This is a genomic window from Bacillus sp. C-3-6, from assembly GCF_054509685.1.
Map to the genome: position 1 here is coordinate 2,460,167 of NZ_CM137247.1, position 13,248 is coordinate 2,473,414.

The 13,248-nt window shown below is 34.5% G+C and carries 17 protein-coding genes; 15 read left to right on the forward strand and 2 right to left on the reverse strand.

The window, feature by feature from the left end; translation table 11 throughout:
- The first annotated feature begins 13 nt into the window (after nt 1-13).
- From ACW0JX_RS12560 to ACW0JX_RS12570, 3 genes are all read left to right on the forward strand, one after another.
- Nucleotides 14-469, forward strand: coding sequence for a nucleoside triphosphate pyrophosphohydrolase family protein (locus ACW0JX_RS12560; protein ID WP_459245743.1), 456 nt, complete (start codon nt 14-16; stop codon nt 467-469).
- Between the two features lie 613 nt (nt 470-1,082).
- Nucleotides 1,083-1,616, forward strand: coding sequence for a hypothetical protein (locus ACW0JX_RS12565; RefSeq protein ID WP_430384062.1), 534 nt, complete (start codon nt 1,083-1,085; stop codon nt 1,614-1,616).
- Nucleotides 1,617-1,642: 26 nt separating this feature from the next.
- Nucleotides 1,643-1,963 (forward strand): hypothetical protein, encoded by a 321-nt coding sequence (locus ACW0JX_RS12570; protein WP_198129893.1) that lies wholly within the window; start codon nt 1,643-1,645, stop codon nt 1,961-1,963.
- A gap of 205 nt (nt 1,964-2,168) precedes the next feature.
- On the opposite strand, the gene ACW0JX_RS12575 is transcribed toward ACW0JX_RS12570, so the two are convergent.
- On the reverse strand, nt 2,169-2,636 hold the full coding sequence (locus ACW0JX_RS12575) for an epimerase (protein ID WP_089171100.1): 468 nt from the start codon (nt 2,634-2,636) through the stop codon (nt 2,169-2,171).
- A gap of 220 nt (nt 2,637-2,856) precedes the next feature.
- Here ACW0JX_RS12575 and ACW0JX_RS12580 point away from each other — a divergent pair, with 220 nt between their 5' ends.
- Both ACW0JX_RS12580 and ACW0JX_RS12585 read left to right on the forward strand, forming a co-directional pair.
- Nucleotides 2,857-3,207 (forward strand): hypothetical protein, encoded by a 351-nt coding sequence (locus ACW0JX_RS12580; protein WP_226605320.1) that lies wholly within the window; start codon nt 2,857-2,859, stop codon nt 3,205-3,207.
- Between the two features lie 30 nt (nt 3,208-3,237).
- Nucleotides 3,238-3,519 carry a hypothetical protein gene (locus ACW0JX_RS12585; protein ID WP_088867764.1) on the forward strand — a complete coding sequence of 94 codons (282 nt, stop codon included), beginning with the start codon at nt 3,238-3,240 and terminating at the stop codon, nt 3,517-3,519.
- 541 nt (nt 3,520-4,060) lie between these two features.
- Here the strand turns inward: ACW0JX_RS12585 and ACW0JX_RS12590 are convergent.
- Nucleotides 4,061-4,834 (reverse strand): collagen-like protein, encoded by a 774-nt coding sequence (locus ACW0JX_RS12590; RefSeq protein WP_440037397.1) that lies wholly within the window; start codon nt 4,832-4,834, stop codon nt 4,061-4,063.
- A gap of 921 nt (nt 4,835-5,755) precedes the next feature.
- Between ACW0JX_RS12590 and ACW0JX_RS12595 the strand changes: the two genes are divergently transcribed.
- The 10 genes from ACW0JX_RS12595 to ACW0JX_RS12640 all read left to right on the forward strand — a co-directional run bounded on the left by ACW0JX_RS12595 (nt 5,756) and on the right by ACW0JX_RS12640 (nt 13,247).
- Nucleotides 5,756-6,025, forward strand: coding sequence for a PadR family transcriptional regulator (locus ACW0JX_RS12595; RefSeq protein ID WP_459245744.1), 270 nt, complete (start codon nt 5,756-5,758; stop codon nt 6,023-6,025).
- A 116-nt stretch (nt 6,026-6,141) separates the two neighbouring features.
- Nucleotides 6,142-6,339, forward strand: coding sequence for a hypothetical protein (locus ACW0JX_RS12600; RefSeq protein ID WP_065704049.1), 198 nt, complete (start codon nt 6,142-6,144; stop codon nt 6,337-6,339).
- A gap of 116 nt (nt 6,340-6,455) precedes the next feature.
- The gene (locus ACW0JX_RS12605) at nt 6,456-6,626 is read left to right on the forward strand and encodes a hypothetical protein (protein WP_081306072.1); all 171 of its coding nucleotides are present in this window, start codon (nt 6,456-6,458) and stop codon (nt 6,624-6,626) included.
- Nucleotides 6,627-6,653: 27 nt separating this feature from the next.
- Nucleotides 6,654-7,136 carry an ArpU family phage packaging/lysis transcriptional regulator gene (locus tag ACW0JX_RS12610; RefSeq protein WP_016081851.1) on the forward strand — a complete coding sequence of 161 codons (483 nt, stop codon included), beginning with the start codon at nt 6,654-6,656 and terminating at the stop codon, nt 7,134-7,136.
- On the forward strand, nt 7,136-7,678 hold the full coding sequence (locus ACW0JX_RS12615) for a site-specific integrase (protein WP_226605315.1): 543 nt from the start codon (nt 7,136-7,138) through the stop codon (nt 7,676-7,678). The genes ACW0JX_RS12610 and ACW0JX_RS12615 overlap by 1 nt, the downstream gene beginning before the upstream one ends.
- Before the next feature lie 213 nt (nt 7,679-7,891).
- The gene (locus ACW0JX_RS12620; RefSeq protein WP_053564380.1) at nt 7,892-8,842 is read left to right on the forward strand and encodes a nucleoside hydrolase; all 951 of its coding nucleotides are present in this window, start codon (nt 7,892-7,894) and stop codon (nt 8,840-8,842) included.
- Between the two features lie 811 nt (nt 8,843-9,653).
- On the forward strand, nt 9,654-10,823 hold the full coding sequence (locus ACW0JX_RS12625; RefSeq protein ID WP_016081850.1) for a serine hydrolase domain-containing protein: 1,170 nt from the start codon (nt 9,654-9,656) through the stop codon (nt 10,821-10,823).
- A 318-nt stretch (nt 10,824-11,141) separates the two neighbouring features.
- A complete protein-coding gene (locus ACW0JX_RS12630; RefSeq protein WP_459245745.1) occupies nt 11,142-12,182 on the forward strand; it encodes a hypothetical protein in 1,041 nt (346 codons plus the stop codon).
- A 434-nt stretch (nt 12,183-12,616) separates the two neighbouring features.
- Entirely contained in the window at nt 12,617-12,997 is a 381-nt protein-coding gene (locus tag ACW0JX_RS12635) for a DUF3942 family protein (RefSeq protein ID WP_459245746.1), read from the forward strand.
- A 58-nt stretch (nt 12,998-13,055) separates the two neighbouring features.
- Nucleotides 13,056-13,247 (forward strand): hypothetical protein, encoded by a 192-nt coding sequence (locus ACW0JX_RS12640; protein WP_459245747.1) that lies wholly within the window; start codon nt 13,056-13,058, stop codon nt 13,245-13,247.
- The last annotated feature ends 1 nt before the right edge of the window (nt 13,248 follow it).

Below are 13,248 nucleotides of genomic sequence, written 5' to 3' on the forward strand. Positions count from 1 at the left end.
AGGGGAAAATAAAATGAACGTTATGGAAAACGGTGTATATGAAACAACTAAATTAGTTAGTGAATCAAAGGAAGGACAAGCTGTAATGAATATCAATCATATTAGTGAATTAGATCAATATCAAGAAGCGGCATTACGTACATGGAATACAAATAACGATTTTGGTGGACGTGTTTTAAATGCAGCATTAAGTCTTACGGGAGAAGCTGGTGAGGTTGCTGATGTTGTAAAAAAAGCAATTTTTCATGGTCATGGATTTGATCCAGCTCATTGTCCAGGAGAAGAAGAAGGAAATACACATAAAATCGCTTTAGAGCTAGGGGACATCTTGTACTACATTTCAATCATGTCTCATGAAATGGGATATACCCTAGAAGATATTGCTCAAATGAATATATCTAAATTAGCAACGAGATACCCAGGCGGATTTAGCCGAGAAGCTAGTCAAAATCGTGTAGATATGAAATGAAAATTGTAATAAAAAAGAGCCGTGAGTGGAAAGGCTCATAGCTCTTTTTTATAAGGGTAATGATTTTATATATAAATATTATCATATAATCCCAAAAAATTCAATGTTAGTCAATTAAATGGTATAAAATTTGAATTTTATTAAGAAAGTGGACTAAAAGCGTTGATAACTAGATGGGAAAAGAGAGCATCCTCACTGAAATAAAAAAGCCCTGCACACAGGGCATCTAAAAGATACCTTAGCAATAACGACGATTAGGGGGACGTATTAGCTAAGGTATCTGGATGGATGGCTGCATACTAGGTATGCAATCAAGAGCATTGTTGAATGTATTGGGATATTCAACACGTTAAGAATAACATGAAATTTCAGTTAATTCATCCGGTAAATTTGTCCAAAAAAGGTGCTTCTATAAAAGTTTTTCACCTAATAATTGGATTCATGGATCTTAACAAAAGCGTTATTTTAATCGGAATGGCAGGTAATTGACCAAATCACCTGCCAAGTGCCTAAACAGTCCGGAGGGGTAAAACTCCGTTTTGAAAGAGTGTAGCTGACTCGTAGATATTATGTGTAATGTAAAAAAAGATTATTCGTAAAGGGGAACGGGAAAATTAACAAGGATATTCAATTTTTAAAGGATTTGCAACAGGAATTAAAAACACAGGAAACTGATGGGCAGGCAGGACCACGTTACTGGGCTTTAATGGATTATAAGTGGGTAGTAACAGCGGAAGGTCATCATGACAGAATGTCTTTATTCTTTATGGACGATTGCACAACTGTAATTGTTGAAGAGTACATTGAAGACATTATTAGCGGTCAGTTGGAGCACGAATTGACAGAAGAACAAATTGAAGAATTAAAAGAAATGCGCGAATACGAATCAGAAGAAGGTCTTGTTGAGTGGATTAAAGAGAACATCGATGATAATTGTTATCTAATTTACGAGGAGGAAGTATCCTTCATTGTTCCAGACATTATGTTCCTAACCAAAGAAGAAGCTAATAAACATATCGATGGGAATAAAAATCATTACACAAAACAGGTTCACACATACGCTATGACAGCTTGGAGATCGCCAAAAGTTAAACAGTTGTTGGATATATTAGAAACATTTGATTGGGATGCAATTAGTACAAAATAGTTATTTGGGAGAAAAGGGGAATGGAAATGGAAATATACAAAGTTAGTGAAGTTGGGATATACGGTGAAGAAGTAAAACCTAAATTTTATAAATTACTAGATGATGCACAACAAGAATTTCATAAAGTTATGAAAAAGTTACAAGAAGAACTATCGGTAGTTAAAGATCCAGAGGATGTAATGAATGGCGAAAAGCCAGTTTGGATAAAAAACGATAAAGACAGCATATTCCCAAGTGATGTGTTACTTGAAGGGGTAATCAACTATTGGTACAAATGCAGTCATGAACATGATGAGTGGGATGTCGCTTTTACCACAGTCATAATCGAAAAGGTAGAAGTTTTATAACAAAATTCTTATTTGAATAGAAAAGAGCGCCATTAGGGCGTATGGCACTCTTTGACCAAGAACTATATTGTGTATTTTTTATAGTCCGTATAAGTATATGAAAGTTGAAAATAAGGAGTGAATCAAATATTAACAAAATCGTTATTTGATTAAAAGAAAAAAAGAGCACATGTTGATATGTGCTCTAAGATAATCCTTTTAATATCTATTCAATTGTTTCTTTTGTATCAGGTGTATCAAATTTATCAATCAGCTTAAATATTGCTTCTAAAAGAATTGTAGATAAAATCGCAAAGGTTAATACAGCGTGTGGTGATAATTGTACTGCTGTGAAATTAAGTTTTGCTAGCCAAAAATATCCGACATACATTGTCAGGAAGGTACTAACAATTGAAATTGTAAATCCTAAGAAACCTAATTCTTTTAACTTTTCTTCAGATAATTTAAATACGCGTAATAAGAAAGAGAAGATGATTCCAATTATGAAAAATCCAATACATAAAGTCAATAGTGACATTATACTTGGGTATTCAACGTCATCAGGCATCCATTGTTTCATTCCTACAATTATGGCTGTAGGTAGTACGATAGGCATTAATAGTGGTGATACTATTAGAAAAATTGCCAATACTCTATTGATGTTGTTTGTTTCATTGTTGTTTTGATTATTCATAAAGCCTCCAAAAATAATTTTAAAATAATATCCTAGTGGATTCTAGCACAAAAGTGTTAGTAAAGCCACAGTTAAAAAAGTGGATTTAAACAAAAATGCTATTTTATTAGAAAAGTAGGTGGTGCAGTGGGATATACATTCATATTTTTACTGGGCTGGATTATAGGCGTGATAACGGGATTAGTAGAAAAAGTGAATAGAAAAATAAAGGAGAATGGATATGAAATTACAAGACATAAGGGAAGATAAATCGCTTTGGGAAAAGATGAATGTTGAAAGTGTAGGGAATGTACTTTTAGTTGAAGAGAGCTATTATGACGGGATTGTGGAGCTTGTTGAAAAAGAACAAGAAAAAACAATTAAGCAATTTCAAGTTGAGGATATTGATGGTTGTGAGTTCGTAAAAAGTAAAACCGCAGGAAATATGATGATTTCATTTGATCAGGATATGGATGGATTTGATACAGGAGACATTTATGGTGTTTATGCAGATGGATCAGCAATAACAATCGCACCTGAAGAAGCGCAACGCCTTATTGATTCAAAGGAATGGACAGTTTTCCGGATGTAGCCTTTATTAAGAAGAAAGGGGAATGGGGAAATGATTGAATCGGTGGAGATCGAAGGCCAGTTATCAATATTTGATATGGATGAAACAAAAATTAAACTGTACGAAGTCTTAGAAGCGAATGGCTACCATTGCGAGATTAGGAGTTATTATCTACACAACGATTACTTGGGTAAGGTTAAATACTTCTTCGTTAGAACAACTGATGACATGATCATCGATATGTGCTTGAGTCAGTTTCCAGAAGTGTTTACGGTGTATGAGGGATTCAGTGAAATTGAGATCAAGAAGATATACAGAGGCAGATTACAATAAAAATCTCATTTTGTAGAAATAAGTAAAAGAAAAAAGAGCACTATGCATAAGTGTTCTTTAAGATAGGAGGTAACACTTTGAGTTGGATACCTAAGTTAAAAGTATATGGTGTAGAAGTGATATAAGACCTAAAATTTATAATTAACTCAATACAAAAAAGCAGTTAACAATCGTTAACTGCTCGGTCCTCAGAGAAAGAGGAAAAGAACATTACAGAGGTCACTGTCAATTCAAGCTGTATCAGCCCATTTATAGTATTGGACATACTTTAGAATTTTATTCGGACAGACAAACTCAAAAAAGGCAGCTAGTAAAAGCCAACTGCTCAATAGTTTCATATTTTACGCAGGGATGAAATAGTGGATCTAATGAAGTATAGCTTATATAAAGGTGAATATCATTTGTATGTTAATCATAAAGGGATACGTTCAATATATGGGCGCATATGGTGATTTCTAATATGAAAAGAAAGCCAGGGGGCCCCTCTTTAATATTTATTGGATTCGCTAGAAAAACGAAAAGCTTCAGATATATTAAGGCATTAAAAATTTTGTGAACATGAAGTGCAAGGTCCACCAGTAGGTTGGAATACAACATTATCAACAAAAGCTGTTGCGCCTTCTCCACCCGTAGCTAAGTTTTGGAAACTAATACATGCTGTAGTTACATCAGCAGGTATACACACAACAAGGGTATAATGTTGGAAGCCAGCTTGTTGTTGATTTGCAACAGGTACAATGTGCGGAATGTTTAATGGTCCAAGTGTTGTAGGGTTAGGAGGACATCCTTGACCAAGTTCTGGAAACGATACAGAAGCAACAAGGAGTGCTCCATCTCTTATATCCCCAGCAAAAGAAAGGGTAAAGCAACAACCTTCGCCCACATCAACAGATTGGGTCATAATTCCACCAGGTCCAATAGAAACAGCTAAAGCACTCAAGGATCCATTTGGAAGAAAACGACCGCTGTGCGCATTTGGAAATCCTACTTCTGAAACATTTCCCGTTACAATCCATCCTGGAACTGGAGTACCTGGTGTTGCAGGTTCATCAAATCCAGGGTTATCAAGAACATTCGTACATGGGCAACATGCCGTAGCAGCTGGTCCCGTAGGTCCTGTAACTCCTGTAGCCCCGGTTGGTCCAGTCGGCCCAGTTGGTCCAGTCGGCCCAGTTGGCCCAGTTGGTCCAGTCGGCCCAGTTGGTCCAGTCGGCCCAGTTGGTCCAGTCGGCCCAGTTGGTCCAACTTGAGGTGGGGGTACAGGGGGGAGAAAACACTCACATGGAATATGAAATTTCTTTTTAAATTCACTCATTTTTACACCATCCTTATCATTCACCCACTTACACACTACAACTTATGAATTGGTTAACAAACAAGTATAAGAAAAAGGCCCTTGAAAATTAAAATAAATAAAAAAATAAGCCCTTATGTCACAAATATAAACCCATTCCATAATATATAAGGAACATGGGTTCACTTCAAAAAGCTTTTAATATATATAAGGGAGTCCGCTTCCTAAATCAATATCGTTGAACCTGTTGCTCCTGTTGCTTCTGTTGGTAAAGTGAATGACGAAGAATAGATGGGAGAGTTGAATCGATTAAACTTGATTCAACAGCAACTCCATGTAAAACAATATTTTCTTCATTCATACCTTTACCTTCTATGATTGCTCGCCATAGGAGGTAAAGGTTGCAAAAAGCAAATCATGAAGTTGGAATGTAATTATATGGAAGTCAAAAGGTTGTTAAGGGGAATTAAAGAATGTATCGAAGTGAATGGGTTGAAGTGGACAAGCAGTTTTATTTTATAAATTAAATAAAAATTTCATTTTATATTAATTTGGAACACAAAAAGATCACTTAGTAAAGTGCTCTTGTGACGAGCCTCATTTTATAACGACTATTTTATAAAGAAAGGAACTCAAAATATTATAAGTAAGTCTAGTTAATTGAGTGCTTTTTACAAATAGAGAGCAGCTAGCAAAAGCTAACTGCTCGGCCCAAGGCAATGGGTGTAGAGTAATGAAAAAGAATACTTTTTCTTTAATACAAAATCATATTTTGATTCTCGATAATATATGAGTATTAAGACAAAAACGTGCAATTAAAAGAGCAGCTAGCAAAAGCTAACTGCTCGGCTGGTTCTCCAAGGGGGAACTAGGAGAAAGTAACTTAATGGGTTGTCTACAGTATTGACCGAATGTTGATTTTTATTCAGGAGGTAGAGGGAAATGAATTTGAACTTACACGATGCAAAATTTTTTATAGAAACATCTGATGGAGAAAGTGTGGAAATAAGGGGCAGTGTTGATTGGGCTGATGTTCCTTCTGGTGAAACGAATGAATCTGATTTTGATTTTAGTAGAGAAATAAGTGTGCCGTGCACTTTTGAAGAACCACAAAATATAAAAGAGTTAAAAGAAGTAGGTTTCACAGAAAGACAAGCCTGGAATATTCATTTTCGTAAAGGCGAAAGTTGGAAAGAAAACTCAACAAAATAATCCTTTTGTTTATAGAAAAACAAGCTACTACATTACATTGATTGGAAATCTTTTCTAAGGTATTCTTAAGAGGCTGGGAATAGTAAGAATATCTTCGAGAGGAAAGGGATTAATTTATGTTAGGAAATTGGTTGGATAAATTAAAAGAACCTAAATGTATACATAGATATAAACTTATTAAAAGTCAAGACAGTGAAAATTTTAAAACCGGTAAGATGGGGATAGTTAGTTATTATAAATGTGAAAAGTGTGGGAAAGAGAAGGAAGTAAGCAAATATACTAATGATGTTAATAGTGACTATTGGGATATTTAAAATAAAAAGCGAATAAAGTCCGGCTAGAAAACTAGAGGGCACCAATTCATTAAAGCAGCAATAAAAGCTGTTTTAGGGATAGGTGTCCTTTTTATTTTGAAAAGGGAGATGGGGAAATGAAGGCGTTAAAGAATCAGTCACGTGGATGGAAAAAGCAATCTAAGCAGGGAAAGGAGAAAAATAAGAAAAAATCAAAAGAGAAATTAAGTACTCGTGAAATTGAGGATTTAATGGGGATACATAGACCTTGCTATAAACGAAGACGTGGAGCAATAAGACAAAAGTAATTTAAAAATAAAAAGGAGTGGTCTTACATGACTAAACAATTATCTTTCTTACCAAAAATCGATAGAACGGCGACACAAGAGGAATTAGAAGGTGTGTTGGAAAGCATACGTATACATAGACAATTTGGGATGATGCGTAAAGAAATGAAAGTCACTCCTTCTTATGAAATACGTGAGCATGGTCCTACACATACAGTTGGAAAACCATTAGAAGATGTTGCTATAGTAAATATTCAACAAAGCAAAAGAGAAGAGTGGCTTGAAAAAATGTCATTACGTATTGATCAGTTTCTAAATCGATTAGGAAACGGACGTGCAGGAAGTATTCAAAGAGATATTATTTATAAACGTTATTTAGAAGAAGAGGATGTGTGTGACTACATGGTTTATAACGAGATAGGGATGTCAGAGCGCACTTATCGACGTTGGAAGTCTAAAGCGTTTTATAAACTTGCTTTTGCACTAGGATTAGAAGTTTATGAGACAGAAGAAACTGGAGGTAATAAATAATGAATTTTGTTCAACCGATACGTGATCCAGAGCAAATACAACAAATTAAAGAATATCTAAAAGAAAAGAATGAACGCAATTATATTTTGTTTGTAATAGGAATTAATACAGGGCTACGTATTAGTGATATTTTAAAACTGAAGGTTGGAGATTTAAATGGCAGCCATATATCAATGCGTGAAATGAAGACAGGTAAGCAGAAACGTATTCACATTACTGCAGCATTAAGAAGAGAGTTAAAGTGGTACATTGAAGATATGGAAGACTATGAGTATATAATTAAGAGCAGACAAGGAAAGAATCGACCAATCGGAAGAAGCATGGCATATAAAATACTTAGTACCACAGCAGCAAAGTTTGGTTTAGAAGAGATTGGGACACATACATTACGTAAGACATTTGGATATCATATGTACATGCAAACAAAGAACATAGCTTTGCTGATGGAGATATTCAATCATTCAAGTGAGCGAGTAACGTTAAGATATATAGGAGTAAACCAAGATGCAATGGATAAAGCAATGACTAGGTTTAAAATCTAATCATTGCTTTTTTGTTCAAGGATAGCAACACATGCATATCGACTTAAGAACTGAAACTTACGTTTGAACATAAAATCAAATTTAGATGAGCAAAGCTATTTCAAGTGAATAGAATCCACTCTTTAAGAATACATAAAAAATATATATACAAGCGTAGTCTAATCACTACATCATTGGCGAAAGTAGAATTCTATAAATTTTGGAGGAAGAGATATGCAAAAAAAGGTTCTCCTGTTTACAGATTTGGGGATTGATGATGCGTTTGCTATACTGTACACCTTTTTTCGTAAAGACATTCAACTTGTAGGAATTGTGGCCGATTATGGAAATGTATCAAGAGAAAATGTAATAAGAAATATTAACTATTTAAAGTACATTGCGGGAAGAGAAGAAATACCTGTATTCCTTGGTGCTTCTGTACCGTTGACAGGTATATTAATTCAGTATTTCCCTGAGGTACATGGAAAAGTTGGATTAGGACCTATTATTCCACCTGAAATTTCATATCCAGTTTATCCTTTAAATGATATTTATCAAATTATAGAATCGAATTTAGAAGATCTTACCATTATTAATTTAGGAAGACTTTCTTCGCTAGCTACGACTTTTGTATTAAATTTAGAAACAATGCGAAATGTAAGAGAATGCATTTGCATGGGGGGAGCTTTTTTCTATCCAGGTAACGTAACTGCTGTGGCTGAAGCTAATTTTCACGCAGACCCTTATGCAGCAAACTTAATTCTGCAACATGCAAAGAACTTGACAATTATCCCTTTAAATGTGACCCAACATGCGATTGTTACAACCGAAATGGTCGAGCAAATCGATGCATTTCATCGGAATACACAGGATCTTGCAGGACTCATCATTAAACCTATGTTAGATTATTATTATAATTTTTACTCCAAGTCTAATCCAGGTATAAGTGGAAGTCCTATGCATGATTTTGTAACAGTGTGGTATTTGCTAAATAGAGAGGCTGTTAGCCTTTCGAGAGTACCCATTAAAGTAATTCCTGATCAAGGGGAAGGGTTTGGTCAAAGCATTGCAGACTTTCGTTTTGTTACTAATCCAGGTTATAAAACGCATAATGTAGCTTTTCAGTTTGATTATGAAAGATTCAGGAAGGATATTATGGAAACGTTCTTAAAGAAGAGAGTGTAAAAGACTTTATTAACTTCAGATAATACGGATTATATGAATGAAATATCACTGCACTTCACGTACAAGAATTCGACTTTTTTAGGTTAAAATTCGTCTAACATACATAGCTTCCGAAATGTTGGCTGTACCCTATCGCTATCAAGCTAACAGAATAAAATATTCCTGATTTCTGGTATATTAAAACTTTAAGTTGATGACCATGTGGTGCTCCCCCACATCCATCAACTTAAGAAAAGTAAACACCCAAAAAACAAAAAATGAGCTGACTTCTCAAAATAACTAACTATAGAGAAAGAGAAATTTCATTTAGTGGGTACTTCAAAACCTTAGCTTGATTGCGATGGGGTCACCATATCAAAAAAGAAAATTGTGCGTTTAGACATATTTTTCAACCGCTTCCTGTACGTTAAGGGACTCGTTATTTTTTTACAGTTTTTTATTATGAAATTCAAAATAACTAATTATAATAGATGAAAAAAACGATTAATAGTTGGGATACGGAAAGGATTTGAATTTACATTCTTTCTCAATACATATCATGGATAAATAAAGTAAAATATGGGTTGGGGCTATGTCGCATGTTGTGTTAATCCTAACAATAACTAAGGGTACATAATATGCTTTCATACCTTTGAATAATTTTGTTATAGAAGGGATGGAGATTTAACTGGCTCAAATTGTTGGTATTGATAGATACCTTTGTACTGGGGCTTTAATCTATATGCGTGAGGGCCTTTCCCTAAGTCTTTTCAGGAAGTAAGGATCCGTAAGCAAACACTTATACAATATGAATAGAGGAGAGGGATGCCTTATGAAAATACGTAGTCAAATTACATGTGCAAGTCTGGCCCTTTTAATAGCTGGAAGTTCCCTGTTATATACAACACCAACCTCAATTGTAAAAGCAGAGCCTACTCAAAATGTATCTAGTTCGTTACAAACAAATACTCAACGAGATCGTACTTCCGTCAAGCAAGCAATGCGAGATACATTGCAATTTGGATACCCGGGGATACTTGCTAAAACTTCTGAGGGTGGAAAAACGTGGGGGTATGCCGCTGGAATAGCGGATCTGAGAACCAAGAAACCAATGAAAACAGATTTTCGCTTTCGCATTGGGAGTGTGACGAAGACGTTCACCGCAACAGTTGTACTTCAATTAGTTGGAGAGAATCGCCTGAAGCTAGACGACCACATCGAAGACTGGTTGCCTGGTGTCATTCAAGGAAATGGATATGATGGTAACAAGATTACTATCCGGGAGATATTGAACCATACAAGTGGTATCGCTGAATACTCAAGGTCAAAAGACGTTGATTTTACGGATACAAAAAAATCGTATACGGCTGAAGAGTTAGTGAAGATGGGGATTTCTTTTCCCCCAGACTTTGCTCCAGGAAAGGGCTGGTCTTATTCAAACACAGGATACGTATTACTGGGTATCCTTATTGAAAAAGTAACTGGAAACAGCTATGCGGAAGAAGTTGAAAATCGAATTATTGAACCACTTGAATTGTCGAATACATTCCTACCAGGCAATTCAAGCGTTATTCCAGGCACTAACCATGCACGTGGATATGTCCAACCAGACGGAGCAAGTGAGCTAAAAGACGTTACTTATTATAACCCAAGTGCAGGTAGCTCTGCTGGAGATATGATTTCTACTGCTGACGACTTAAACAAATTTTTCTCTTACTTGCTCGGTGGCAAATTACTGAAAGAACAGCAACTAAAACAAATGCTTACTACAGTTCCTACAGGAAAAGAAGGAATCGATGGATATGGTCTTGGAATCTATGAAACTAAGCTTCCAAGCGGTGTCTCGATATGGGGACACACAGGTGGCATTCTAGGGTTTACAACTCTTGTTGGAGGTAAACTTGGAGGCAAGCATACGTTGGTCGTCAATTGGAATAGTTTGGGTAGAACTGACAGTCCTAATCCTTTTAAAAAAATTTTACTTGCTGAATTTAGCAAGTAGGAAAAAAGGAAAAATTTATCGTATTTTTCATAGTTAAAAATATACTTTTCTGTTTCAAAAGCCCCAACTTATTTTTAAGAAAAATTTGGGGCTTTTTTTGTTTTGGTAGCGTTTATTCTCCTTAAGTTGATGGATGTGTGGTGCTACCCTATTCTATACAGTTACTCATTTTTATTGTGTTGTGTAACTCAAAAGAGAAAGTGCTATGAAGCTATTGATATCAAGGGCTGTAGCGTTTAGATTAGTTACACACAATATAAGATATGGGTAACTTGAAAATATAATGTTATAATTGTATATAGTTACGGAGGGATGGAAATGAAGAGGAAAGATAATATTTTTGTGAATTTAGAAAAAATTAAAAAAGAGTGCTTTTTAAAGGAATGCTTCCATCAAGATGAGAATTGCAATGATAGGATAATAAAAGCCCATTCTATACAAAATAATAAAATACTAAACAAAATTTCTGAAAATGGGGAAGTATTAATGATAGGCGGAGGAAGTGATAACTCTTCGAATTTTAAAACCTCAATGCAACGAAAAGGCAGAAGAGTAGCCACAACTTTTACGGGTTTTTGTGGCAGGCACGATAACGATTTGTTTATGCCTATTGAGGAAAAGAACTATCAAGTAGGAAATAAGGAACAAGAATTTTTGTTTGCATATAGAGCTTTGGCAAAAGAGTATCATACAAAGGTAACTGTTGGGGATATGTATAGAAAAATGCAGCAGTACATCAAGGCTGGAGAATATAATAAATTGAGCAATATATTTGATGAAAATAATCAACCGGATATAGCGCATATTCAATTTATGGCTGCAAATGTTACTGGTACCTTGAAGGGGAATGAGGAGGCGGAGGCTAGATTACAACTTTTTAGGAAGAGAATGAATAAGGACTTAGATAATTCCAATTTTAATGAGATTGTTACCGATGTAATAGAATTAGATGGAGAATATGACATAGCCGCTTCTTCTATTACCTTTATTGAAAGAGATTTAAAGAATGAAGTGGTAAATGACTTAGCTGATTTAGATGCGCAATTAGCTCCACTATTCGTTACAATTTTTCCGCAAGAAGGAAAAACTTATATTTTATTAAGTTATTTTGCAAGAAATAAAAGAAAATATAAGTTTATAAGAGAGCAAATTCTTTCCAAAAATATTAGAATGCAAAAAATTATAATTTCCAATTTAATAGTGGCATACTTTGAGAATTGGGTGATTTCTCCAATAAAGTGGAATGAACTAGGTACAAAAATGCATTCTAGAATTCATAGATATTATGTAAGGACAATCGCAGCAGGTGATGGAAAAAGATCCTTGTTATATGATCGAAACATGAATTTATTTCGTTGATGTTTTATAATAGGTAATCTTATAACGGGGATAAAATAAGTGGCAGAGTTGTGACCGTTTTTTGGCAGTAAATGTGCCGGTTGTTTTGGAATTGCCGTGTTATATTTGTATTGTGAGAAGTGGCGGAAAACACAACTCATAAATGTTCCTTTATAAACTATATGTTGTTTAAACGGTTTCATAATGACGGCACATAAAATCCGAAACCAGCAGATGGTAATGATTGAATGATACTGTTATTAGGGAGAGCTTTTGCTCTTCTTCCAGTTACTTAAAAATTAGGTGGCTGGAAGAAGAATAGAATTTCATATACCGTATTTTAGTAATTTTATAAGTGCAATAGCTTCTTATTTTTATAGGAACAAATATTCAACTATGCTACAATTATATTGGTTTATAATTCCAATATAGTTTTAGAAAGGGTTGTGGAAGAAATGAGTAAGTTAGATCAATTTATTGAGAAAGCAAAGGCATATGTAGTAATAGATGTAGAAGAAAAAGCATTGAAAGAAAAATTTAAAGAAGTAATAATGTCACCTATGTTAAAAATTAGAGATGGCTTAAAGCAAGTAGACGGTAATGATTATAGAATGAATATAGGAGATGAGTATGTAGATTTAAAAATACATGATAAATTGGTCGTATTTATGATTGATTCTGTTAAAAATCATATTGTAGTATACGAAGATTCTAATATCATAGATGAGATTATTTTGAAAGAAGAAATTTTGTTTAGTACAACACATGAAAAAGTATTCGTTGAAGATACATTGGTAGATTATTTAAATGAAACATTTCAGGGAATTATAGGTTAATAAGTTATTAAAAAAAAGCATCCATTTGGGTGCTTTTTATTTTGGAGGAGGATAAAGGATGGAAGGTCAGGAGTTAACATTGGAAAAGAAAGACAGTGTTTATCTTAGACCAAGATACCCTTATAAGATTGACGCAAGTAAAATCAAATCATTAAAAGATGAGATTAAGATTTTAGGATTGATGCATATTTGTTTGGGCGAAAAGGCGGTCATTGATCTAGAACGCTTGATTGAAAAGGAGGAAGAATAAA

Coding starts and splice junctions, on each gene's coding strand:
- ACW0JX_RS12560 (WP_459245743.1), top strand. CDS start 14: ATGAACGTTATGGAAAACGGTGTATATGAAACAACTAAATTAGTTAGT.
- ACW0JX_RS12575 (WP_089171100.1), bottom strand. CDS start 2,636: ATGAATAATCAAAACAACAATGAAACAAACAACATCAATAGAGTATTG.
- ACW0JX_RS12625 (WP_016081850.1), top strand. CDS start 9,654: ATGAAAATACGTAGTCAAATTACATGTGCAAGTCTGGCCCTTTTAATA.
- ACW0JX_RS12585 (WP_088867764.1), top strand. CDS start 3,238: ATGATTGAATCGGTGGAGATCGAAGGCCAGTTATCAATATTTGATATG.
- ACW0JX_RS12570 (WP_198129893.1), top strand. CDS start 1,643: ATGGAAATATACAAAGTTAGTGAAGTTGGGATATACGGTGAAGAAGTA.
- ACW0JX_RS12635 (WP_459245746.1), top strand. CDS start 12,617: ATGAGTAAGTTAGATCAATTTATTGAGAAAGCAAAGGCATATGTAGTA.
- ACW0JX_RS12590 (WP_440037397.1), bottom strand. CDS start 4,834: ATGAGTGAATTTAAAAAGAAATTTCATATTCCATGTGAGTGTTTTCTC.
- ACW0JX_RS12630 (WP_459245745.1), top strand. CDS start 11,142: ATGAAGAGGAAAGATAATATTTTTGTGAATTTAGAAAAAATTAAAAAA.
- ACW0JX_RS12620 (WP_053564380.1), top strand. CDS start 7,892: ATGCAAAAAAAGGTTCTCCTGTTTACAGATTTGGGGATTGATGATGCG.
- ACW0JX_RS12605 (WP_081306072.1), top strand. CDS start 6,456: ATGAAGGCGTTAAAGAATCAGTCACGTGGATGGAAAAAGCAATCTAAG.
- ACW0JX_RS12610 (WP_016081851.1), top strand. CDS start 6,654: ATGACTAAACAATTATCTTTCTTACCAAAAATCGATAGAACGGCGACA.
- ACW0JX_RS12615 (WP_226605315.1), top strand. CDS start 7,136: ATGAATTTTGTTCAACCGATACGTGATCCAGAGCAAATACAACAAATT.
- ACW0JX_RS12580 (WP_226605320.1), top strand. CDS start 2,857: ATGAAATTACAAGACATAAGGGAAGATAAATCGCTTTGGGAAAAGATG.
- ACW0JX_RS12595 (WP_459245744.1), top strand. CDS start 5,756: ATGAATTTGAACTTACACGATGCAAAATTTTTTATAGAAACATCTGAT.
- ACW0JX_RS12640 (WP_459245747.1), top strand. CDS start 13,056: ATGGAAGGTCAGGAGTTAACATTGGAAAAGAAAGACAGTGTTTATCTT.
- ACW0JX_RS12600 (WP_065704049.1), top strand. CDS start 6,142: ATGTTAGGAAATTGGTTGGATAAATTAAAAGAACCTAAATGTATACAT.